The organism is Paenibacillus lentus, from assembly GCF_042714055.1.
GTDB lineage: Bacteria > Bacillota > Bacilli > Paenibacillales > Paenibacillaceae > Fontibacillus > Fontibacillus lentus_A.
On sequence record NZ_JBHGVC010000005.1, the window covers coordinates 379238 to 400435 of the forward strand.

Genomic DNA, 21198 nt, shown 5'->3' on the forward strand with positions numbered 1-21198 from the left:
TGCTGAACCCGAAAGGCCGCTCGGTTTTTTTACGTGGGTATGCCCCAGGTTATATTTACTTGGACTCCACCCGCTGCATGAATTCGCGAGGGGATATGCCCTCGACCTTTTTGAATACTTTGCTGAAATAGAAGGCACTGTCGTAACCGAGCTTATGGGAAATTTCATTAATTCGCCCTTCTCCGCGCAGCATCATGTCCTTGGCTGCCGCGATTTTAGTATCGGTGACGTATTTCACGAAATTCACCTTGGCTGTTCTGGAGAACAGGTGGCTTAAATAATTGGGGCTGAAGTTGAAAATATCCGCGACCTGGTTCAAGGACAGCTTGCTGTCGAGATTGCGTTTGATATAATCCTGGACATTTCGGATGACCTGCTCCTTGTAGCTCTGTCTCCTGGAGGAGAGCATATCGCAGCATCCGTCCCGGAACTGGATCAGCCAGGCAACAATGCCATCCATGGAGCTCTTCTGGTAGATTGCCCGGTAGCCCTCAGGTTCGTTTTCAAAAATCTGCTCCACTAAGTTTTCTCCATCAGCCAGCAGGGAGGTTGCCATATACAGCACATTGCAGGCCGCATCTGTTGCCGCAACAAGTAAATCGGGCTGCCCTTCAAATATTTCAATCATGTTGGTAATAATGCTGTAGAGCGCATCGGTATCCATCTCTTCGAAGGCGCGCCGAATTTCGGAGCGGGATGCCGAGTAGTCAAAGATGGGCTGCTCCAGATGAGGGTCCTTTTTATCGGTGGAATAGAACACAAAGGCTTGCTGCTCCAGTGCAGCGGGCAAAACTCGGCGTGCTGCAAGATAGCTCTCATGAATCAAATAAGGATCCTCTACGGCATGACCGATGCCGCCAACAATCGTGACGTTGAAATAATTGCGCAAAACCTGGGCCATATCTTTCAGAAGCTTCTCCATGTCAGGCTTCCAATGCTCCAGGTGAACCTCCTCGACCGGCAGAATGACTGCAAAATTGCGCAGATCAAGGCTGGTCACATAACAGGATTTGACGGAAGTCAGCCTGTCTCTGGCCATTTTCACGGTGCTGGTACATAGGGTAACCAGCTTGTCGCCGCTTGGCGGAACGGTATCCGGGGCCATGATCCGGCAGGTACATACCATATAAGCAGGAGCGGACAATTCCAGCTCCAGATCTTCTTTTTGCAGCAGGTATTGGTTTTTGTTCTCGAAAAGATTGTTAAACAGCCGGACGAAAAACTTCTCCCGCAGCTCATGCAAATTAGTGCGATGGATAAGCTCCGGGTAGCTTTCCACCGTTTGATGTTCTTTCAGCAGCTTGATCGCCTTTTTGATCGAGGCCTCCAGCGCTTGGGGAGTCAGCTCCAGCTTCACGAGGTAATCGACGGCCTGCATCTCGATAGCCGTGCGTGCATACTCGAACTCCTCATAGCTTGTCAAAATAATAAAGAGCGGAATACGCCCGTATTTGCGGCGAACCGATTCAGCAACCTGCAGGCCGGTTTTGATCGGCATTTTGATATCGGTAATGACGATGTCCGGTCGATAGGCATCAATCATTTCCTCTTCCTGGGCTCCGTTATGGGCGACGCCCACCACTTCGATTCCGTATTCCTCCCATTTCAGCATGGATTGCAGGCCGATACAGACCAGCGCTTCATCATCAGCAATCAGCAATTTGATCAATACAATCACTTCCTTACCTATTTCCGAATAAAAAAGCGGATCATTCCGTTTTGCGATAAGGCAGAAGAATGAGCATCTTCGTATATTGACCCTTTTCACTTTCGATCGACAAGCCGTATTGCTCCCCGAAGGTCAGCTGCAGCCGTTCATTGACATTGCGCAGTCCCATGCCTTCAAGCAGCCCTTTTGAGCTTGGTTCCCGACGGGCCAAAATATCGCTCACCTGCTCTTCCCCGATCCCGACTCCGTTATCCTCCAGGGTAATCAGAATATCATTGAACCCGCTGCGTTCTACGCTCAGCATGATATGTCCACTGCCCTTAGGCTCAATGCCGTGAAAAATGGCGTTTTCCACCAGAGGCTGCAGGGTAAACCTCGGAATGAGTCCCGTCAGCAGCTGTTCATCATGGAGGATGGTCTCCATCGTAATATTGCTGCCGTAGCGGTATTTCTGGATCAGAAAATAATCCTCTAATAAACCTAATTCCTCCTGCAATGGCACCAGCTTGCGCATATCCTTGGCGATGCTTCGCAGCAGGCGCGAGAGGGAGGTGGTCATTTCCGCGATGCCGGTAGCATTCTGAATGGTAGCCATCCATTTGATCGAATTCAGGGTGTTATATAGGAAATGCGGGTTGATCTGACTCTGCAGCATCCGGTATTCCAGCTCCTGCCGCTGCTTCTCGTCCGCCACTCTGGTCTCCATCAAGGCTACGATGTCCTGGGATAAGCGGTTGATCCCGCGTCCCACATCACCGAGCTCACTGTTCCACTCCATATTGCGATCGATCAGGAAATTGCCTTGGGCAATTTTGTCGATTCGTTTTTTTAACTTTTCTACAGGAAGACTGATGGTTTTGGTCAAATATATAGTAATCACTCCGCTGGAAGCAATAACGAGCAGGCAGACGCCGAGCATGAGCAGCAGCCAGAGATTAAATTGCGGAGCAAATTGCTTGTCCGATAACGTCTGTGACAGCGTCACTCCTTTGCGTACCGGATACGAGACAGAGATGAACTCCTCTCCTTCCTTCATCTCCAGCAATGACAATGACGTCACACTGCCGCTGGCCGCCTCCTGTTCATAAGGAGTAACCTTATAGTCGGTAGAGAGGGAGAGAATCTGGTCGCCCTGGATTTCATATTTATGCTCCCCGAGCGTCAGCAGCAGCTTGGATTCCGCTGGCAGACCATACCCCTTCAGCTTATCGGTAATGACGGAGGTGTTGGCCAGAAGATACACGGTTCCGATCCGGTTGGCATTATCCCCGTAAATCGGCATCACAAAGGGGATGGTTTTGGTGATGGATAGCGGATCCTGGATCACCCGTTCCCACTCCTCCGTGGAGTCCGAGGAAAGACCGGGAAGGTTATTAATGTTATGAATATTTAATGGGATGGAGGTACTGACCGAGTTATCTACTTGAAAAAATTTATCCTTATTGTCGGTCACGATAAGCCGGCGCACATAGCCATTGGAACGGTTCATCCGGAAATCCTCCTGCAGGGAGGAGAAGACATGGATCGCCTCCATCGGATTTGGTTGATCCGACTTGAAATACTCATTCAGCATGCGATTGGTGGAGGAATTGGTGCTGCAGGTCATCGCCAGAACCGATAAATTCATGAGATCCTGTTCAATAATGTGAGAAACGAGCTGCAGGTTGAATTCCGTTGCTTGAATGGTTGTTTTTCTCTGAAAATATGAAATCAGCTCATAGCTGAAAAAAGATAACAGGGACGCGATCAGCAGAGCAAATACCGTCATGATCAGGATGATCCGGCTTTTTATCGTTGCCTTTCGTTTCGTAGAAACCACCTCTTTCAGCACTCCTATAAAGCGCTTTCACTCTGGTTAGTAACATTACCATAACATGAACCTTGGCCCGCAGATATAGCAGGTTAGACAGGAACAACGAATTTTACAGGTTTTTATGATAATTTTACAGCTTTAAGAGTTGGGTTAAAAGAAGAGAACAGAAAAGTGAATGAACTGGGTTTAAAAATGTATGCCCTTTCATTTTGGAATCCACTAGGATAAACGTAGAGGTTCGGAATACCGAATCAGGCATCAAAACCAGGAGGAAAAGGGGACAAAAACATGAGACTAAAAAAATTCTTAGGGTTCACCCTGGCTGCTGTACTTTCTCTCAGCATGCTTGCCGGATGCTCCGGCAATAGTGGAGGCAACGCAACTGCATCAGAACCGCCAGCCTCGAACAATACTGGAACCGCTTCCAACACGCCTTCAACGGATCCAATCACATTGAAGTGGGCATTGTGGGATTGGGAAGCCACCGCGTACTACCAGCCGTTAATTGATGCTTATAAGGAAAAGCACCCGAACGTAACCATTGAGTATGTGGATCTGGGCTCGACCGATTATATGACCATGCTCAGCACGCAGCTCTCCGGCGGTGCGGATCTCGATATTCTTACAGTGAAGGATATCCCGGGTTACGCCAACCTCGTGAAGCAAAATCATCTGGAGCCGCTGAAAAAGTACATGAGCGAGCAAAGCATCGACGTATCTCTATATGGCGGTACAGTCGAACAGATCCAAATGAACGATGAAGTGTATGCGCTTCCTTTCCGCAGTGACTTCTGGCTGATTTATTATAACAAGGATTTATTCGATAAAGCCGGCGTGCCTTATCCAACCAATGATATGACCCTGGAGCAGTACGATGAGCTGGCTAGAAAAATGACATCCGGCAGCGGCTCCGAAAAAGTATACGGGGCTCACTATCATACCTGGCGCAGCGCGGTGCAGCTGTTTGGAATTCTGGATGGCCAGCACACCGTGGTTGATGGGGAATATGACTTCCTGAAGCCGACCTACGAGCGCATCCTGAAGCAGCAGGAAGACGGTATTGTCATGGATTACGCGACCCTAAAAACATCCAGCACGCACTATTCCGGCGTATTTTACAATAACTCCGTTGCCATGATGAATATGGGCAGCTGGTTCATTGCCACGCAAATCGAGAAGGTAAAAAGCGGCGAATCGCAGGCGACGAACTGGGGAATGGTGAAATACCCTCATCCAGAAGGCGTAGAGGCAGGTACGACGCTGGGAACGATTACTTCACTGGCTGTGAACAAGAAATCTGCTAACAAGGAAGCAGCGCTGGATTTCATGAAATTCGTAACCGGTGAAGAGGGTGCTGCCGTTATCGCTGCTACGGGTACCATTCCAGCGATCAAGAATGACGAGGTTGTGAACTCTATTGCTTCCGTTGAAGGATTCCCGACAGATGAAGCAAGCAAAGAAGCTCTGACTACAGCGAAAACTTATCTGGAAATGCCGCTTCACGAAAAGAGTGCAGACATCGAAGTCATCCTGAACGAAGCGCATGACAGCATTATGACCAAAAATGCAACCATCGATAAGGGCTTGGCCGATATGAACACGCGGGTGCAGCTGATTCTGAATAATTAGACGCATGCGATAGATACAAGGATGCCTACAGGGGCGGGCGGAAAGCCCGCCCTTTGCCAAATCCTTTTTAGCGAGCAGGTTTGGAGGAGAAGCTATGCAGAATGAAACCGTGATAAACCATAAAACAATAAAAAAGAGCGGCCGGACAAAGAGGGTCAAGGATCATCTGGTGGCCTACAGCTTTATTGCGCCCAACTTTATCGGCTTTGCGATTTTTACGTTGGTACCCATGGTGTTTGCTTTTATCTTGGCTTTTGTGAAATGGGACGGGGCCAACCCGATGGAGTTCATTGGGATGAACAACTTTGTTCGTCTTTGGAAGGATCCCACCTTTCATAAATCTTTATGGAATACCGTTATTTATACCGTTGGTGTTGTGCCGCTGACGATGGTGTGCGCGCTTGGGCTCGCCATTTTGCTGAATCAGAAAATGTTCGGGCGGAACTTTATGAGAACGGTCTTCTTTTTCCCGTATGTGGCTTCGCTTGTTGCGGTCGCTGCGGTTTGGAACTTTATTTTTAGCCCGACGATGGGGCCTGTCAACAATATACTCCATTTAATTACCGGGATTCCGATGGAAGAGCTTCCACGCTGGGCTGCGGATAAAGACTGGGCGATGTTTACGGTTGTGCTGTTCACCGTGTGGAAGAATATGGGCTACTATATGGTCATTTATCTGGCCGGGCTTCAAGGGGTTAACCCTGAATTGTACGAAGCCGCCGAGCTTGATGGCGCGAACGCCTGGCAAAGATTTCGGAATGTGACCATTCCGCAGCTTGCGCCTACTACCTTCTTTGTACTGATGATTCTGATCATTAACTCGTTTAAGGTCTACGATATCTTTATCAACCTATTTGCCGGCGCCGACAACCAGCTGAACGACTCGACAAGAGTACTTGTCTATCAAATTTACAACACGGCATTCCGTTCACTGGATTACGGTTATGCAAGCGCGATGGCGATTGTATTATTCCTGCTCGTTTTGGGCATCACTCTGGTTCAGTTCCAGGGTGAAAAGAAGTATGGACAATAGGAGGATCTACAGATATGGTAGGAGCAAATAAAGGAGTTAAAATCGGTGCAAAGGTGTTTGCATATCTCATTTTGATCATAGTCGTACTGTGCATGCTTGTTCCTTATTTGTGGATGCTGTCCTCTTCGCTCAAGCTGAACAAGGACGTGTTCACCTTTCCGATGCAGTGGATCCCGGAGCTTCCCCGCTGGAGCAATTACAAAGAAATTTGGACACGGATTCCGCTGGGAACATTCATCTACAATACCGCGAAATTATCGATTATCGTGACAATTTTACAGATTCTGACCTCGAGCTTTGCAGCCTATGCCTTTTCGAAGCTGCAGTTTACCGGCAAAAATACGCTGTTTCTCGGTTATATCGCCACGATTGCGATCCCTTGGCAGGCTTACATGGTGCCGCAATTCATCATGATGCGTTCGATGGGGCTGAACAACACTCACCTTGCGATTATCCTGCTTCAGGCGTTTTCGGCTTTCGGTGTGTTCCTGATGCGGCAGTTCTATCAGAGCATTCCGGATGAGCTGTGTGAAGCTGCCCGGATCGACGGTCTTAGCGAGTACGGCATCTGGGCCCGGATTATGCTTCCATTATCGAAGCCGGCTCTGTCGACGCTGACGATTTTTACATTTGTATCTACGTGGAATGATTTTCTGGGGCCGATGATCTACCTGACTAAAACCGAGCTGAAAACGATTCAGATTGGTCTCCGAATGTTCATCTCGCAATATTCGGCGGAGTACGGCCTGATTATGGCGGCGAGTGTCGTATCCATTATTCCGGTGCTGATTGTATTTCTGGCGCTGCAGAAATATTTTGTGCAAGGGGTTGCCTCTTCCGGCATTAAAGGATGACCTCAGGTGGTTGCGAAATCAATGAGTCAAAGGAGAATGGAGAGATGGGCAACGAATCATTGGCATATGGAAGACTTGCGGACAATCCGCTAAAAACCCGTGAGGATATGGCAGCCGCGCTGCAGGAGCTGCTTGTGCCACTCCAGCCCTTTTACAGTAAGGGCAAGGCGAGGCTTGAGCTTGGAGCTACCGGAGCGAGCTACCCGGCTGCGGTTGCCGGGATGGAAGGCTTCTCCCGGGTGCTATGGGGACTTGTCCCCCTGCTGGCTGGCGGGGGAACGAGCGAATTATGGGACAACGTCCTTGAAGGAATAACCAGTGGTACAGATCCAAGACACGTGGAATATTGGGGCGAGGTTGCCGATTATGATCAGCGTCTTGTTGAAATGGCTGCTTTTGGTTACGCTTTGGCGCTCATCCCGGACAAGATCTGGGATCCGCTTGAGGCAGATGCCCGGAGCAACCTTTATGCCTGGCTGAACCAAATCAATGCTCATCCTTGCCATGACTGCAACTGGCTGTTCTTTAACGTCCTCGTTAACATCGGGTTCCGTAAAGCGGGGCTGCCGTATGATGCGGCGCAGCTTGAGAAGAACTTGGATCGGCTCGATGCCTTTTATCTGGGGGACGGGTGGTATAGCGACGGGGTAGAGGGACATAGCGATTATTATGTGCCGTTTGCTTTTCATTACTATGGTCTGCTCTATTCCAGACTGATGCTGGAGGAGGATCATGATCGCTCTCTCAAGTTCCAGCAGCGCGCAGGTGAATTTGCTGCGAGCTTCCTGGCCTGGTTCTCCTCGGACGGCTCGGCGCTTCCGTACGGGCGGAGCCTGACCTATCGCTTCTCGCAATCGGCTTTCTGGGGTGCCATGGCTTTTGCGGAAGCGGATGGCCTGCCGTTGGGCGTGCTGAAGGGACTCGTGCTGCGGAATTTGCGCTGGTGGTTTAGCCAGCCGATCCTTGATGCAGGCGGTATTCTGACCATAGGTTATGCCTATCCAAACCTGGTGATGGCGGAGAATTACAATTCACCCGGCTCCCCGTATTGGGCGTTCAAGACTTTTCTGCCGCTGGCTCTGCCTTCGGATCATCCCTTCTGGATGGCTGAGGAGCTGCCGCTGCCGAAAATGGATGCCTTAAACGTTCAGAAACCAGCTCATCTTGTATTGGTTCGGGATGAGGGCTCCAGACATGTGGCTGCCTTTAACAGCGGTCATCACGGAACCAACGAACACACCCATACCTCGGCTAAATACGAGAAATTTGTGTATTCCACCTGGTTCGGATTCAGCGTGCCGCGCTCCGAATGGGGATTGTCCCAGGGGGCTTTCGATTCTATGCTGGCGCTGAGCGAAGGCGGAGATAATTTGTACCGGGTCAAACGCCGTAATACAGACACCATGATTCAGGATAACGTACTGCATGCGGTGTGGAAGCCCTGGTCTGATGTTGAAGTGAGCACCTGGCTGGTCGCTGGACTCCCTTGGCATATCCGGGTTCATCGGATTGAGACGAAGCGGAGCCTGGATGCCGCCGAAGGCGGGTTTGCCCTCGGCGTCGAATCGCTGCCGCAGCAGAAAGTGGGGATGAATGAGGCTGTCGCAGGCAGCCTATCAGGTGTCAGCGGTGTGCGAAGCCTGCTTGGCTATGATGCGGCGGGACTGGTCTGGCCGAACGCGAACACTAATATTTTGCAGCCGCGAACGGTGATTCCGACGCTTACCGCTTCGCTGGAGCCGGGCGTTCATTGGCTGGTATCTGCCGTCTACGGCGATCCGGGGGATGGGAGCAGCTCGAGGAATTCTGGTCATCCAGCACTGACGAGCTCCCTTGATGATCTGCCCGAGATCGGGCTGAACGTAGCGATCGGAGAAGAAGCAATTACAATTCACAGCAGCGTAGGGCAGGAGATTGTAATCCCCCGTACTTAAGGATAGCTCCTTAGATCGCTGCACATGGCAACGAGGTTCCATTATGCTAAAATCATAAATCCGTATGATGGAAAGGGAAGGTAATGAAAGAATCCGGTGAGAAGATAACCAAACCATTGATGGAGGATGCGGAAATCACAGAGATATCAGAGGCCGCAGAGACTGCAGAGATTCCAGAGATTGCAGAAGCTGTAGGGAGGATGTCACCGGCCGGGCTGCATTTCTATTATCCGGAAGGCGATGCCTCGCGATTTTGGCGAAAAGTTCGCAGCAGTCGGGAGTATGCAGCAGACCTTGCAGAGATCAGGTCGGAAGGGGAGCGAATACGGGGTACCACTCCGCCGAACCTGACGTATTCGCTCTTCTCCCAGTTTGCCAAAAAGGGTTCCAGACTGGAGTATGAACGTGCATACTTTGAGCGAAGGAGGCGGCTGAATACTTTTGCGTTTTTGTCGCTGCTGGAGCCGGAGTGCGAGGACTATCATACGGAACTGCTCGATGCCATTTGGGAAATTTGCAGTGAATTGACCTGGTGCTTGCCTGCTCATATCAACCCGCAGCGTCCGGTCTCGGAGACAATCGACCTGTTCGCGGCGGAAACCGGTTTTACGCTGGCAGAGCTGAGGCTGCTGCTAGGTGACAGGCTGCCTGAGCTGTTGTGGACGCAATTAACGGAGCTGGTTTGCGACCGGCTGCTGAGGCCCTTCCTTGAGAAGGGCCCCTATGAATGGGAGGAAGCGGAGCATAATTGGTCGGCGGTATGCGCTGGATCGATTGGCTCTGCGGCTCTTTTGCTGCTGGATGGGAATCGGGAGAGGGAGATGCTGACACGGATTTTGGAAAAGACGCAGCGCAGCATGACCTATTACCTCAAAGGCTTTGGAGACGATGGCGCCTGTCTGGAAGGGCTTGGTTACTGGAACTATGGCTTCGGCTATTTCGTATATTACGCCGATCTGCTGCATAAGCGCAGCAGGGGAGAACTGAATTGGTTCTCGCAGAAAAAGGTTAAGGCGATTGCCAGTTTTCAGCAAAAATGCTTCTTGGGCGGCAATGCGGTTGTTAATTTCTCCGATGCATTGCCTCATGGCAGCGTGCATATCGGGCTCTCACGTTATATTGCCAGCAAATATGAAAGCGCCCTATCGCCCCCAACCCGTCTGCGCGCGGATTACCGCGAGGATCATTGCAGCAGATGGGCGCCCGCGCTGCGCAATCTGCTTTGGCGTGAGCTGGCAGGAGATGCGCAGGATTGGGAGCCGGGCGATTTTATGCTGGAGGATGCAGGCTGGCTTATCTCTCGCATGATCTCGCAGGAAGGAGTCTTTGGCTTTGCCGCCAAGGGTGGGCATAACGACGAGCCGCATAATCATAACGACCTCGGCCAGTTTATGCTGGCGGGTGGCGGAGAATTTTTTCTCTCTGATCTTGGCTGCGGGGAATATACGAAGGATTATTTCAGCACAGCCCGTTATGCCTATGATTGCAACGGCTCCCAGGGGCATTCGGTTCCTATCATTAACGGCTGCCTTCAGGCTGCAGGAAGCGGTAGAACCGCATCTATACTGGAGTATGCAAGCAGCGGAATGGAAAGCTTGCTGACGGTAGAGCTGTCCGAAGCTTACGATTGTGAGGGGCTGCATTCCTTCAAGCGCTTCTGGCAGTGGCACAAGAGTGAACTGCCTAGTCTGGTGCTGAAGGATGAGTTTTCTTTTGCAAACCAGCCGGGTAGTTTAGTGGAACGATTTGTAACGCTGATTCAACCGGAAGAGCTGGGAGAAGGGCGTCTCTCGTTATCCCGCAGCGATCTCGCTTTAGAGTTAGTTTATAATCATCGGCAGCTCGAGGCAGAAGTGACGGAGCGCTCTTATCGCGATCATTTCGGGAAGGATCAGGTATGGTATACGCTGGATTTCCATGTGCTGCAGACGGAGAGGCACCTTGAACTGAGCTTTCTTTTTCAATTTATACGACTGTAGGCTGTTGGATTGAAACTAAGCAGTGGCAAAGGCCATCTTAGAGAAATAGCATCTAAGAATCAAAACGAAGCATTGAGGAGAGATACGGATTGAAGACAGACTATGCTTGGGTGAATGAAGCTTGGCACAAATCGCTGGAAAAAACATTGCGCAATACAGCTCGAATCGGATCAGGGTTCCCGCATGCAAGTCAAGCTGGAGTATACCAGCTGGCTGAACCGAGCTGGTGGACGGCTGGCTTCTGGCCAGGCCTGCTGTGGCTGTTGCATAACGAAAGCGGGAGGGAGGAGCTAAAGTCGCTGGCCGAGGAATGTGAAGCTAAACTGGATGAAGTCCTAAATGGTTATGTGAAGCTGGATCACGATATCGGGTTCATGTGGACATTGACCAGCGTAGCGAACTACACGCTGACCGGCAACGAGGCTTCGCGAATCAGGGCGATGAAGGCTGCCAACTATCTTGCTGCCCGTTTTAATCTGAAGGGGCAATATATTCGGGCATGGAACCCCTGGACGGAAGGGGAACGGAATGAGGGGCAGGCGATTATTGACTGCTGCATGAATATGCCGCTCTTGTTCTGGGCGTCCCGTATGAGCGGAGATCCGCGTTATGCCCATATTGCCGAGGCGCATATGGATACCGTGTTGAAATACTTCATCCGAGCAGACGGCTCGGTTTATCATATCGTCAATTTTGATCCGCAAACGGGAGAAATGCTGGAAGGGCTGGGCGGCCAGGGATATGCTCCGGAATCGGCCTGGTCCCGAGGAGCCGCTTGGGGTATTTATGGCCTGACGCTGGCCTATCATCATACCGGCAAGGACGAATATCACCAGGCCGCGAAGCGGGTAGCGAACTTCTTTCTCAGCAGACTGCCGGAGGATAATGTGCCGGCTTGGGATTTTCGGGCACCTGTTGAGCTGCGCAATCTGCGCGACAGTTCGGCTGGCTCCTGTGCGGCAAGCGGTCTTTTGCTGCTCGCCGATCAGAGCGAGGGCGGGGATGCGGATGTCTACCGTGCAGGCGGTGAGCGAATATTAAACTCACTGTACGAAAACTACGGCACCTGGAATCTCCCTGAAGAGGAAGGGCTGCTCCTGCATGGTACGAGCAACTATCCGCAGGGTACCAATATCGATGTTCCGCTGATCTACGGCGACTTCTTCTTTGTGGAGGGCTTGGCTCGGCTGAAGGGCTGTGGGCCGTTCTATTGGGAGTAATCTTTTTCAGGCGGCGCATGTATGTCGATTTCAGCGGATTGCTACGTAGCTCTAGCGTTTCTTGGATCGTGTATGTATAATTATGGAATAAGCTCAAACAACAAACGCCTCAGCCTGGATAAGAGCAATCTTAAGGCTGAGGCATTTTGCTGGATAGGCGAGCATAAGCAATAGAAAGTATATTGGCGAGGAGAAGATGACATAGATATGGGCTTGTATAGCATTTTTCCAGTCTTGGCTTTTCTTGTTTATTTGGTACTGATCGGTCTAAGTGTTTACTGCTTGATTTTATTTATTAAGCTTGCTCACAGAGGAATTAAGGCATTGGATATTTACATTCGTGAAAAGGGGCGTTAGTTTTGAAAAGGGTTTGGTAATGTCCAATATATTACCGATGAAAAGAATAAGGTTGTCCGTATGGTAGCCAATAGTAGCCAAAGGGGAAATGCCATATGCGTTTTCTTTTGATAACTTTGACCATGCTGCTCCTATTCGGATGTTCAAACACGACCAACACCGAAGAGATGACTCAGATCAAACCCGATCAGATCCAAGATATTTCGTTTAAAGACCAGCCTGGTCGTTTGACAATCTTCGAGATACAGCAGAAGTAAAAGCCGTTATTAAAACACGTGATCGCAAAATAGTCACGGAATCCTTCTCATTTAAATTTAGCTAGAATCCAGGCCAATGATAATAAAATCACCATCTTCCGAGGGAAGACGGTGATTTGTCTTAAAAGGTCTATAGCAGCCTCGAACTAAAGGGGATTAATCCACGTTCCAGTTCGCCATCATGCCTCTCGCCATTTCCATATCGGCCTCTTTTCCTGTGGTAAGGGCGAACTTGGCGACTAAAGCCGGATAAGCAGCCCATTGCTCCGCGATGTGCTCATGCATACGGGGCCAGGTTTTGCCCCCAGCCTTTTCATAACGTCTAAGCAAATTCCGCAATCCTTCTTGGCCAAAAAGGGCATATAGAATGACAAAATCTTTACCGGGATCGGCAATCTCCGCTTCTGTCCAGTCAATTAAGCCCATGACGCGCTGATTATCGTCAACAATAATATGAGGGGGATGCAAATCGCCGTGATGAAGCACCGTATGCTCAGGCCAATACGTATCTGTAGACAGCCATTCATTCCATCGGACAAACAGCTTCTCAGGGATGGTGAAGGATTGTTGTATTTCTTCAATGTTCGCGGCGAAGGCTTTTCGTGCTTCCTCAGGTGTGTTGAATCGAACGCCACTCTGGATTGCTTCGCTGTGTTCGATACTATGCAATGCCGCTAATGTACCGGCTAGAGACTCGAAGAACTCATCGGCCAATGAATCCTGAGGGAATCTCCATGCATAGCCGCCCCCGGCAGGGTCGACCGTCGCAATGGGATGGCCGCCCAGCAAAGGGTAAGCGATTAGGCCCTGTGTAAAAATACGCCAGTCAGGGACTTCAGCTCCTTGGATGGTAAATGTATAATCATGTAACCGACTTATATGACACCATTAAATAATGGATTGGAGGAGGAATCTTTTTGAGTAAAATATTTATTACGGATTTAGACGGAACCTTACTGAGGTCAGACCAAACTCTTTCTAATTACACTATAAATACACTCAATACAGCCCTTGAAAATAATTTTATCGTTAGCTTCGCGACCGCAAGGGGCTTGGTCAGTGCAATTCATGTCGTTTCAAACATAGCCTGGAAACATCCGGTCATTTTATACAATGGCGCACTTCTGTATGATGTCGCAAAAAATGAGGTCATCGACGGCTACATGTTAAATGACGAGCTGAGCAATGAAATCATTTATAGAGGAAAAAGGCACCAGCTCGCTCCATTCTGCTTCTTGCTGGACGCAGATAACAAAGAACGTGTGCACCACGAGAAATTAACTACCTTTGGCATGATTGAATTTCTGAAAAGCCGCACTAACGATCCGAGGTTCTGTGAGGTAGAGACCATCGAATGCTCTCCAAGCTTCAGTACTTTAGCCTTGACGTATATTGGCGAATTAGAGAATTTGCTGCCCCTCAAAGAAGAAATAACCGCTGATTTAGGAGACAGGGTCAATTGCCATATTATGAAGGACTACTATATTGAAAATCAATATTTTCTAGAATTCAGCCACCCGCTAGCCTCCAAAAAGGAAGGATTAAAATTATGGGCTAGCTATATGGGCGTGGAGACTAAAGATATTTGTATTTTTGGGGACAATCTCAACGATTTGGGCTTATTTGAAGCGGGAGGGAAAAGGATCGCAGTCTCTAACTCGCATGAAGATATTTTGAGGCTTGCAGATAAGGTGATCGGTAGCAATGATGAGGATAGCGTGGCACAGTACATAAATGCTTATTTGATGGTAGCCCAGGAAAGTAATAACCGATAATCAGATTAGTACATAAAAAGCCTGAATGTGCAGAAAAATGAAATATACCACTGTGAATGGAAGTGTCCTAATGAAAAGAAAGTTTATAGGTTTTCTGATAGCTATTTGTATAGTTCTGGATGCACCTGTCATTGCTTCTGCTGATGAACCAATTCAATTGTATGTAGATGATAAAGAAATTCTAGGCATAAACCCTATTTTAAAGTCGGGAGTAATGTATGTTCCTTACCGCAATTTTTTTAATGCATTAGGTTATAAGGTAACTTTTGATCAGGACACTGCGGACATTTGGGGATTCATTAACGGTTCTGAGATGGTATTTCAAGCGGATGATGATGTAGTTGACTATAATGGATATACTTATCATCTGAACGAGCCAATTCCGGTAATTAATGGGCAGGTTTACTTTCCTGTTCGTCTTGCTGGTCAAATTTTTAAGTATTCTGTTAATTATGATGAAGAAAACCAGATCATAAGTATGAAGAAATATGGCCATGGTCAGGAAACGGCTGTGCAAGATCTACTATTAAAATACTATAAATTTTTTAGTCCAAAGTTACTAACGTTCGATAATCTTAAACTAGGATATTATAATCCTTATTATGACTATGAATCAAACCACCATGTAAGTGAAATCCCTGTCAGGGATTTCGTTATAAAGATCAATAGCATAGAATATTCTTCCGCTAACGAAGCTACTCTGCAGGTTACTTACATAGACCATACTGAAATACTAAATAGACAAGATGAATATGTGTTTGAAATTCGAAATGAAAGAGGACAGTGGAAGATAGCAGATTCATCTTTACTTTCCGTTACTATGGATCTTCCAAAGGACATTAATGAAACAGCTGCAAAAGTAATGGAAGAACAGTATCAAGAGCAAAGTGCCGTCTTGTTGGATCTAAGAACTTATTTCAAAGCTCTTAACGATGAAAATCTTGAGCTGACAGTTCAATATAGATCGCCATCATTTCTTAAAAAGTGGAATGCTGGGAAGGTCGATCTAGAGACAGAGTTAACATGGGAAAATTTGATGAAACTCGGGTATGAATCTGACGAATGGAAGTATAAATTGACGGGAGAACGAGTAGTATTCGTTGGAGAAAAAGAGGCAGTCGTTCACGGAATAATCGAGTGGAGTGATGTCTTAAAAGGGGATATGGACGTTTATGAAGCTCTTATCTTTCTGGAATATGCAAATGGTCACTGGAATTATGATGATGAATTGGAACTTGAAAAAATGGATGTACGCGAGGGCGATTTGCTAGATTAATTAACTTCACATGACGATTCAAATAATAAACACCTTAATTCATAACCTTTCATGCCAGTGGAGGGTTATTTTTTATGATTGAAATATACTGTTTTACAGGATTGAGACTATGAAGGTCGGCATTTCGGGAAAGATTATCGGTAGATTAAGGAATAATTTAGGGAAATAAATGTTGTTAGTGAGCCTGTTACATATTATGATTAGTAGGACTATTGTTGCAGATTTCTGCAAAATATTAGGAAATACGACTTAATATGATAGGGGGCTTTTATGAATATTTCTAAAAAATTGAGCATTGCAGCTATTGCAACAATAGCGCTTGCGCTTGGCGCAACGACTCAATCGAATGTATTGTTGGCTTCAAATTCGGCGGCTATTCCGTTTAAGGACTTAAGTGATGCTTCTCCATGGGCAAGAGGGCTTATTCAAGAGGCTCAAGAGAAGCATTTAATGAATGGGGATCGTGAGGGGCTGTTCCGGCCTATGCAGGCAGTAACCCGTCAAGAAGTCGCGGTTGCCCTGGCTAAAGCATTGGATCTGCAGGTAAGCAACATCGAAGCATCTTCATTCGCGGACGTTCCTGCGGATTCCTGGAGTGCCGGAGCGATAGAAGCCGTGAGACAGCAAGGGTGGATGAAGGGTGACAGCAATGGAGCCTTCCGTCCTAAAGACGAGATGACTCGTGAAGAGCTGGCTTCAGTCCTAGCTCGGGCAGCGAAATTAGAGGCAGAAGCTTCGAAGAATGATGAATCTTCTCCTTTTACAGATAGTCACACGGTATCCGCTTGGGCGAAGGAATCCGTCTCTGCCGTCGTATCATCTGGATTTATGGTAGGAAGTGATGGAAGGTTTCATCCTCAGCAATCCGTGCTTCGTCAGGAGCTGGCAGCTATTTTGCTTAGAGTTGAGTCAGCGAATAGCGGCCTTCAAACCATTGAACGGATGGAGAATGGCAAGGTGACGATCGGAGATACAACGTACACCGTGGTTGATTCTTTGCAGCCATTTTTTGCGGCATCCAATGCTCCTGTGCTAACGAATGCGGGGATTCGTTTTGAATCTGCAGATGGCCAAATCACGCGGTTATTAGCGCTGGAGCTTGCTTCACCGGGTAAAGCCGCAGCTTCAGGACAGTCTGAGTTTTCTGGAAATCTTGTATTGGACGGCGGAAAAGCCATCATTGAAGGAAACGTGAAAATAGCTGCGGATTACATAACCATTCAAAATATGAGCATCAACGGTGACCTGGAAATCGGCGAAGAACTGAACAATGATTTCTACGCACAGCATATTTCGGTCAAAGGCAGCACCTATGTGAACGGGGGAGATGAGAACACGGTTGTGTTCGATCAGTCTTCACTGCAAGGGATGAATATCCGCAAGGAAGGTGTACGGGTTGAGGCTGTAAACAAGACCGTCGTTCAGAAGGTTCAAATTGATTCCAAGCTGTCGGGGCTATGGGGAGACAAATCAATTACATATCAACAAGTGACGGTCGGAGCAGACGTAGAGAAGGTTTCCCTTTATGCGCATATCAGCAATTTGGAATTAGTCTCGGGGACTGGCGCAACAACGGTAACCGGAAACGGCAGCTTCGATTCTGTGACGATTCAGGGAACGGGCGAGGTGTCGCTGTTGAGCACGGGAGCAATCGGTACGATAACAATTGCTGATAAAGACGCGAAAATTACTTTGCCGTCTAACGTAACGATTCAAAATATCGTGCTTCCGGAAGGGGTTTCTCCAGAACAGGTTATCGTAAACTATGACGCGGTTAAGACACGGGTTGTTACCGTGAATGATGTATCCAACCCTAGCCATACTCCGGGTACGGGATCAGGAAGTCCTTCTACTGGGGGTAGCGGAGGCAGTGGCTCAGGCTCTGGGGGAGGCGGCAACCCTTCCGGCCCGGAATCCCCATCTCCTTCCATTCCGGAAAACGGGAATCCTTTTCTTTCAGCAAGCTATGAGAATCGCAAGGTCAATTCAGCTGATGGTACGCTTATAGCCGACAAAGCGGGAACGGTATACTATATGGCGATTCCGTTAGATGCAAATGTTCGTCCAACCGTAGAACAAGTCAAAAGCGGAACCTTGCCGGGCAACGTTCCGTTTGTGAGCGGAAGTATCGCTGTAACGGCCAATCAACTAGCAGTTTATAAGCTGGAAGGGCTTGAGGAGAGCAAAGCGTATGGCGTATGGGCTGTGTTCAAGAGTGCTGGCTCCGGTGAGGAGACGAAGTCCTTATATGTCACATATATCTCGAATTATATTCGGTATACGACGAATGTGCTTCCTTACTCAACTAAGAACCTGTCTCAAATACGTATTCAGTTTACGGGCGAACTCACCTTGCAAATGACCAGTACGTTGGATCCGTCAGCATTGATTAAGGATGGACGCTTAAGAAATTACGGGTATGGATATATTCCGATCACGTCGGTCAGCTGGGATTTGGATATCCCGGACATGCCGATTCTAAATTTACACTTCGATTCGGTCACGCTGGGGAACGGTAAATCCTATAGACTAGACTGGTCTTATGTAAAGGATGCCCTTTATATTATGGAGATCAGACCGGATGGTTCATCGACGCGGCACGGATTTGGCGGTCACGGCAGCTATAGCGGGGAGGATGTTGTCTCGCTTATTACGGCACAGCTGGCGATTGAAGCCGGTACGGCTGTCGACCCTGCGAAAGCAGAGGATGTGCTGCATGTCCTGAAGGCATATCCTTCGCCACTGAATAAGGAGCTGGGTTTGATAGATTTTAATGCCCAGGAATATCAGAAGGCTCTTGCGAATGCGGCGGGAGGGTATACCACATTTGCAGATGTCAAACAGATTATTACAGCGGTAAATGATCAATATCCGGCTCCGTCTAACGATGCGGCTGCTGCTATACGAGGGATTAATAACTCACAGAGTGCGACGGCGATAGAATCACAATTAAAAAGATACGCAGCTGTGCTGAATATTGACGCAACCGCGTATGGGCAACTGCATGAGGCTAGCCGCCTGGAAATTGCCCAGTCTATTCTTGATCAGCGCAGCCTGCTTCCTCAGAAGGAATTTACAAGCATTGAGGAGATTAAGGCAGCATTTGAGCAAGCTAATCTTCCGGTGTCCGCTGTTCCTATCACGCTGAATTTCGTTGATACTGACACACGGGCGGGTTATGCAGGTGGAGAAGTAAGCTGGACTCCGGGTGCCGACGAGAGCTCGGTAGAAGCTTATGAATTGCTATGGGGGGCAAACGGACAGGCCCTTGTATCTATCGCCACTATAGACAAAAATATGGGTAATCGTTATACCTTGCCGCAAGGAACGGCCATCCCTTCCGGGGCTTCCCAACTGCTTGTTCGCGCAGTACTGCAGGATGGAGCAAGCACAATAGCGATTTATACGACGGTGACGGATACGCTGCCATCCGCGCCGGAAAGACCGAATGTCAGCAAGGATGACAAAAGAAATATTCTAATCGGTGCCGACGCCAGCATGGAATTCTCTGTGGACGGGGAAGTAACCTGGATACCGTATGATGAACAGAATCCCCCACTCTTCCCGGGCGACGTAACTGTTAGGGTTCGCGTACAAGCTGATCCGGTGAACCAGGTCCCGGCAGGCAAGGTAGAGATGGTTACCTTTGTCGACAATGTGTATATGTACATCGATATCAACGATGTGAGCAACACGTTCGACGCGGCGTATATTTCATCGGCCATGGAATATTCCGCGGACGACGGTGCAACCTGGACGACTTACGATGAGGTGAATCCACCGGAATTCCCGGGGGATCTAACGATATTGCTTCGTGAGAAAGGCGGAGACTACTTGCCGCCAGGTCCGGCGAAGAGCTTTACATTCACCTCCAAGGTACACATGCAATTCCCAGGCGATAATTACCTTTGGACAACGAGCAATGGAGCCGAATACTCCCTAAATGGCGGAGCTTGGCAGCCGCTTCCATACGACCAACAGGTTGTATTCCAGCCAGGTGACGTCGTTGAAGTCCGCGAGGCAGCTCGTGGCGCTTTCCCAGCTGGTGCTATAGAAACGTATAATTTTTAAGTTAAATGCATAAGGGTCTGGCTGCTTTAGCGGCCAGACACATCCGATTAACACCGGACGTCGTGAATACGGGAACGTTAACCGAAATCGGTGCAATATGTAAAGAGTCAACAAAAAAAGAGACACTTGCGTGTCTCTAAGATTTATATACATCACCACGAGAGCTAACCTTGATGATAACAATAATTAACTGATCATTAAATATCGAATAAACAATCCTATATGATCCGACTCTGAGACGATATTGGTTTTTAGTACCTTGCATTCTTTTGATATCTAACTCAGGATGTTTTGGATTCTCTGAAAGAATATTTATATGATCAAGAATTCGGTTTCGAGTGGGTTTATCAAGTTTCTGGATATTTTTGATGGCTTCTTTATAGAATTTAATTGCGTAACTCATGTTCGATGTCCTTTAAATTGATGAGTTCTCCCTTGTTCATTGCTTCGTGAGCTGCTTTGATGGCTATCATGTCTTCATCGGTAGTGGGTTCGTCATCGATAGGAATATCAGATTGTTTATTATTCTGAACAAGTCGTTCCATTAAGTCTATAACAAGTTCGAGATCTTTATCATTGAGGTGATTTAAGAGATAGTCAATCCGCTCTTTACTGACTGCCATGAATAACAGCTCCTTTCAAACCTAATTATAACCATTGTAACATTTATAAAACCGTATCTAAAGAATCAAGAATAGATTTATTAATAAAGAATATTTAGGGAGGCACCGACTTCAGTTAACAATGTATCTACTCTGTGGGGGACAAGCCCCCTTTATAAAGAGATAGAACAAATCACAAGTAATCCTAATTTTCTACGATGAAAATGAAGATGTTTTAGAACTGGTTGAGCACCAAGTCTTCTGACGGATGGAGTCAATAAAAAGTTATGCAAAATAAGATCTTCCTAGATTTTGTAAGAATAAATCCTTATTCGTTAAAGCTTACCATCAGAATTACCTATCATAACCATAAGAAATCTATAATTGATCTTGGCTTGCGGCCTCTCCTATACTATAAATAAGTAGCAATGCTACATAATTACTAAGGAGATGATCGTAATGTCAAAAGCGGTTTTTTATCATGCGGGTTGTCCGATTTGCGTGGATGCGGAGCAGGTTGTGCTCAGGTATCTTGACGAATCTAAAATCACTACGGAGATCGTGCATCTGGGCACGGCTCGGAATCGTATTGAAGAAGCGGAGAGTGCCGGGGTTCAATCCGTTCCTGCTTTGGTGATTGATGGAAATGTGTATCACATCAACTATGGCGCAAGCCTGGAGGATGTCAAAAAGGGTTAATGCCGCCCATAGGGGAGGTGCCTTCTTAGG

15 protein-coding genes are annotated in these 21198 nt (G+C 47.9%); 10 read left to right on the forward strand and 5 right to left on the reverse strand.

The window, feature by feature from the left end; all coding sequences use genetic code 11:
- Positions 1-55 precede the first annotated feature (55 nt).
- Positions 56-1669, reverse strand: coding sequence for a response regulator (locus ACE3MQ_RS14325; RefSeq protein ID WP_379393701.1), 1614 nt, complete (start codon positions 1667-1669; stop codon positions 56-58).
- Positions 1670-1709: 40 nt separating this feature from the next.
- On the reverse strand, positions 1710-3488 hold the full coding sequence (locus ACE3MQ_RS14330; protein WP_379393703.1) for a sensor histidine kinase: 1779 nt from the start codon (positions 3486-3488) through the stop codon (positions 1710-1712).
- Positions 3489-3770: 282 nt separating this feature from the next.
- Here ACE3MQ_RS14330 and ACE3MQ_RS14335 point away from each other — a divergent pair, with 282 nt between their 5' ends.
- The 6 genes from ACE3MQ_RS14335 to ACE3MQ_RS14360 all read left to right on the forward strand — a co-directional run bounded on the left by ACE3MQ_RS14335 (position 3771) and on the right by ACE3MQ_RS14360 (position 12131).
- A complete protein-coding gene (locus tag ACE3MQ_RS14335) occupies positions 3771-5111 on the forward strand; it encodes an ABC transporter substrate-binding protein (protein WP_379393705.1) in 1341 nt (446 codons plus the stop codon).
- A gap of 94 nt (positions 5112-5205) precedes the next feature.
- Complete coding sequence (locus tag ACE3MQ_RS14340; protein WP_379393707.1) at positions 5206-6144, forward strand: carbohydrate ABC transporter permease; 939 nt, start codon at positions 5206-5208, stop codon at positions 6142-6144.
- 14 nt (positions 6145-6158) lie between these two features.
- Positions 6159-6998, forward strand: a complete 840-nt coding sequence (locus ACE3MQ_RS14345; RefSeq protein ID WP_379393709.1) for a carbohydrate ABC transporter permease — start codon at positions 6159-6161, stop codon at positions 6996-6998.
- Positions 6999-7042: 44 nt separating this feature from the next.
- Positions 7043-8932, forward strand: a complete 1890-nt coding sequence (locus ACE3MQ_RS14350; protein WP_379393711.1) for a DUF2264 domain-containing protein — start codon at positions 7043-7045, stop codon at positions 8930-8932.
- A gap of 83 nt (positions 8933-9015) precedes the next feature.
- Positions 9016-10911, forward strand: a complete 1896-nt coding sequence (locus ACE3MQ_RS14355) for a hypothetical protein (protein WP_379393713.1) — start codon at positions 9016-9018, stop codon at positions 10909-10911.
- 89 nt (positions 10912-11000) lie between these two features.
- Positions 11001-12131 (forward strand): glycoside hydrolase family 88 protein, encoded by a 1131-nt coding sequence (locus ACE3MQ_RS14360; protein WP_379393715.1) that lies wholly within the window; start codon positions 11001-11003, stop codon positions 12129-12131.
- A 770-nt stretch (positions 12132-12901) separates the two neighbouring features.
- Here ACE3MQ_RS14360 and ACE3MQ_RS14365 read toward each other — a convergent pair.
- Positions 12902-13624 (reverse strand): macrolide 2'-phosphotransferase, encoded by a 723-nt coding sequence (locus tag ACE3MQ_RS14365; protein ID WP_379394080.1) that lies wholly within the window; start codon positions 13622-13624, stop codon positions 12902-12904.
- A 38-nt stretch (positions 13625-13662) separates the two neighbouring features.
- Here ACE3MQ_RS14365 and ACE3MQ_RS14370 point away from each other — a divergent pair, with 38 nt between their 5' ends.
- The 3 genes from ACE3MQ_RS14370 (at position 13663) to ACE3MQ_RS14380 (ending at position 19867) form a co-directional block, all read left to right on the forward strand.
- The gene (locus ACE3MQ_RS14370) at positions 13663-14520 is read left to right on the forward strand and encodes an HAD-IIB family hydrolase (RefSeq protein WP_379393717.1); all 858 of its coding nucleotides are present in this window, start codon (positions 13663-13665) and stop codon (positions 14518-14520) included.
- Between the two features lie 70 nt (positions 14521-14590).
- Complete coding sequence (locus ACE3MQ_RS14375; RefSeq protein WP_379393719.1) at positions 14591-15796, forward strand: copper amine oxidase N-terminal domain-containing protein; 1206 nt, start codon at positions 14591-14593, stop codon at positions 15794-15796.
- Between the two features lie 270 nt (positions 15797-16066).
- A complete protein-coding gene (locus ACE3MQ_RS14380) occupies positions 16067-19867 on the forward strand; it encodes a DUF4073 domain-containing protein (RefSeq protein ID WP_379393721.1) in 3801 nt (1266 codons plus the stop codon).
- Between the two features lie 136 nt (positions 19868-20003).
- On the opposite strand, the gene ACE3MQ_RS14385 is transcribed toward ACE3MQ_RS14380, so the two are convergent.
- Complete coding sequence (locus ACE3MQ_RS14385; RefSeq protein ID WP_379393723.1) at positions 20004-20270, reverse strand: type II toxin-antitoxin system RelE family toxin; 267 nt, start codon at positions 20268-20270, stop codon at positions 20004-20006.
- Positions 20254-20490, reverse strand: coding sequence for a hypothetical protein (locus ACE3MQ_RS14390; RefSeq protein ID WP_379393725.1), 237 nt, complete (start codon positions 20488-20490; stop codon positions 20254-20256). The genes ACE3MQ_RS14385 and ACE3MQ_RS14390 overlap by 17 nt, the downstream gene beginning before the upstream one ends.
- Positions 20491-20928: 438 nt before the next feature.
- On the opposite strand from ACE3MQ_RS14390, the gene ACE3MQ_RS14395 reads away from it, so the two are divergent.
- The gene (locus ACE3MQ_RS14395; protein WP_379393727.1) at positions 20929-21168 is read left to right on the forward strand and encodes a thioredoxin family protein; all 240 of its coding nucleotides are present in this window, start codon (positions 20929-20931) and stop codon (positions 21166-21168) included.
- Positions 21169-21198 lie beyond the last annotated feature (30 nt).

What these genes read in the sequence shown, in the direction of transcription:
- ACE3MQ_RS14335 (WP_379393705.1), top strand. Translation starts at nt 3,771, where the DNA reads ATGAGACTAAAAAAATTCTTAGGGTTCACCCTGGCTGCTGTACTTTCT.
- ACE3MQ_RS14340 (WP_379393707.1), top strand. Translation starts at nt 5,206, where the DNA reads ATGCAGAATGAAACCGTGATAAACCATAAAACAATAAAAAAGAGCGGC.
- ACE3MQ_RS14345 (WP_379393709.1), top strand. Translation starts at nt 6,159, where the DNA reads ATGGTAGGAGCAAATAAAGGAGTTAAAATCGGTGCAAAGGTGTTTGCA.
- ACE3MQ_RS14350 (WP_379393711.1), top strand. Translation starts at nt 7,043, where the DNA reads ATGGGCAACGAATCATTGGCATATGGAAGACTTGCGGACAATCCGCTA.
- ACE3MQ_RS14355 (WP_379393713.1), top strand. Translation starts at nt 9,016, where the DNA reads ATGAAAGAATCCGGTGAGAAGATAACCAAACCATTGATGGAGGATGCG.
- ACE3MQ_RS14375 (WP_379393719.1), top strand. Translation starts at nt 14,591, where the DNA reads ATGAAAAGAAAGTTTATAGGTTTTCTGATAGCTATTTGTATAGTTCTG.
- ACE3MQ_RS14380 (WP_379393721.1), top strand. Translation starts at nt 16,067, where the DNA reads ATGAATATTTCTAAAAAATTGAGCATTGCAGCTATTGCAACAATAGCG.
- ACE3MQ_RS14385 (WP_379393723.1), bottom strand. Translation starts at nt 20,270, where the DNA reads ATGAGTTACGCAATTAAATTCTATAAAGAAGCCATCAAAAATATCCAG.
- ACE3MQ_RS14390 (WP_379393725.1), bottom strand. Translation starts at nt 20,490, where the DNA reads ATGGCAGTCAGTAAAGAGCGGATTGACTATCTCTTAAATCACCTCAAT.
- ACE3MQ_RS14395 (WP_379393727.1), top strand. Translation starts at nt 20,929, where the DNA reads ATGTCAAAAGCGGTTTTTTATCATGCGGGTTGTCCGATTTGCGTGGAT.